This is a genomic window from Tenacibaculum sp. Ill, from assembly GCF_051938915.1.
GTDB lineage: Bacteria > Bacteroidota > Bacteroidia > Flavobacteriales > Flavobacteriaceae > Polaribacter > Polaribacter larymnensis.
In genome coordinates this window covers 1-2,500 of record NZ_JBPSCW010000002.1, presented here as the reverse complement: position 1 = coordinate 2,500, position 2,500 = coordinate 1, and the positions used below count along the sequence as shown (strand labels likewise).

Here is a 2,500-nt window from a genome sequence, read left to right as displayed (position 1 = left end):
AGATTTAAGGTCTGGAGCCGAAGCGAAAGCGAGTCTGAATAGGGCGCATATAGTTAGTAGTAGTAGACGCGAAACCGAGTGATCTACCCATGGGCAGGTTGAAGCTGTGGTAACACACAGTGGAGGACCGAACCAGTTGACGTTGAAAAGTCTTTGGATGACCTGTGGGTAGGGGTGAAAGGCCAATCAAACTCGGAAATAGCTCGTACTCCCCGAAATGCATTTAGGTGCAGCGTTGAGTAAAAGTTTTATAGAGGTAGAGCTACTGATTGGATGCGGGGGCTTCACCGCCTACCAATTCCTGACAAACTCCGAATGCTATAAAATGTTTCTCAGCAGTGAGGGCATGGGTGCTAAGGTCCATGTCCGAGAGGGAAAGAACCCAGACCATCAGCTAAGGTCCCCAAATATATGTTAAGTTGAAAAAACGAGGTTTGACTGCCCAGACAGCTAGGATGTTGGCTTGGAAGCAGCCATTCATTTAAAGAGTGCGTAACAGCTCACTAGTCGAGCGGTCGAGCATGGATAATAATCGGGCATAAACATATTACCGAAGCTATGGACTTATTAAAGTGGTAGGGGAGCATTCTATAGGCGCTGAAGGTGTGCTGTGAGGCATGCTGGAGCGTATAGAAAAGAAAATGTAGGCATAAGTAACGATAAAGGGGGCGAGAAACCCCCTCACCGAAAGACTAAGGTTTCCTCAGCGATGCTAATCAGCTGAGGGTTAGTCGGGACCTAAGGCGAATCCGAAGGGAGTAGTCGATGGACAACAGGTTAATATTCCTGTACTTCTTATAATTGCGATGGGGTGACGGAGTACTGAAAGCACCGCGAACTGACGGAATAGTTCGTTGAAACATTTAGGTATTAGACTGGTAGGCAAATCCGCCGGTTTAGCTGAAGTGTGATAGTACCACAAGTCTTCGGATGCGTGGATAGTGTGCCTAAAATCTTCCAAGAAAAACCTCTAAGCTTCAGATTATAAGAACCCGTACCGTAAACCGACACAGGTAGTTGGGATGAGAATTCTAAGGTGCTCGAGAGATTCATGGCTAAGGAACTAGGCAAAATAGACTCGTAACTTCGGGAGAAGAGTCGCCCTACTCCGGTAGGGCCGCAGTGAAAAGATCCAGGCGACTGTTTATCAAAAACACAGGGCTTTGCTAAATTGAAAGATGATGTATAAGGCCTGACACCTGCCCGGTGCTGGAAGGTTAAGTGGAGTTGTTAGCTTCGGCGAAGCAATCAAATGAAGCCCCAGTAAACGGCGGCCGTAACTATAACGGTCCTAAGGTAGCGAAATTCCTTGTCGGGTAAGTTCCGACCTGCACGAATGGTGCAACGATCTGGATACTGTCTCAGCCATGAGCTCGGTGAAATTGTAGTATCGGTGAAGATGCCGATTACCCGCAGCGGGACGAAAAGACCCCGTGAACCTTTACTATAGCTTCGTATTGACTTTGGATAAGTAATGTGTAGGATAGGTGGGAGACTTTGAAGCGGCGTCGCTAGGCGTTGTGGAGTCATCCTTGAAATACCACCCTTTGCTTATCTAGAGCCTAACTCAGCAATGAGAACAGTGCGTGGTGGGTAGTTTGACTGGGGTGGTCGCCTCCAAAAGAGTAACGGAGGCTTCTAAAGGTTCCCTCAGCACGCTTGGTAACCGTGCGTAGAGTGCAATGGCATAAGGGAGCTTGACTGAGAGACATACAGGTCGATCAGGTACGAAAGTAGAGCATAGTGATCCGGTGGTTCCGCATGGAAGGGCCATCGCTCAAAGGATAAAAGGTACTCCGGGGATAACAGGCTGATCTCCCCCAAGAGCTCACATCGACGGGGGGGTTTGGCACCTCGATGTCGGCTCGTCACATCCTGGGGCTGGAGAAGGTCCCAAGGGTTGGGCTGTTCGCCCATTAAAGTGGCACGCGAGCTGGGTTCAGAACGTCGTGAGACAGTTCGGTCTCTATCTGCTGTGGGCGTTAGAAATTTGAGTGGATCTGACTTTAGTACGAGAGGACCGAGTTGGACTGACCTCTAGTGTATCTGTTGTCTCGCCAGGGGCACTGCAGAGTAGCTACGTCGGGAAGGGATAAGCGCTGAAAGCATATAAGCGCGAAACCCACCACAAGATGAGATTTCTTTAAAGGGTCGTGGAAGATCACCACGTTGATAGGCTATAAGTGTAAGTGCAGTAATGTATGTAGCTGAGTAGTACTAATAACCCATAGGCTTATGTACGTATCCCGGTCTTCGGACCGGGAGCAAACTCTTTGATGATTTAGGATATGATTTTACTAATATGTTAACTTTTACAGTTGAAATATACTGCAACGATTTAAGGTGATTATCGCAATGGGGCTCACCTCTTACCATTCCGAACAGAGAAGTTAAGCCCATTAGCGCCGATGGTACTGCCACTGGTGGGAGAGTAGGTCGTTGCCTTTCTTTTAAACCTCAATCTTTTATTAGATTGAGGTTTTTTTTTACTCTTATTTTA

2 rRNA genes (1 of these 2 cut by a window edge) are annotated in these 2,500 nt (G+C 47.7%); both read left to right on the top strand.

The features are described 5' to 3' along the window. Positions 1–2,241 (top strand): 23S ribosomal RNA (locus ACTPNM_RS00015); it begins 632 nt to the left of the window's first position. Between the two features lie 98 nt (positions 2,242–2,339). Beyond that, a 5S ribosomal RNA gene (rrf, locus tag ACTPNM_RS00010) occupies positions 2,340–2,448 on the top strand. Positions 2,449–2,500: the final 52 nt, after the last annotated feature.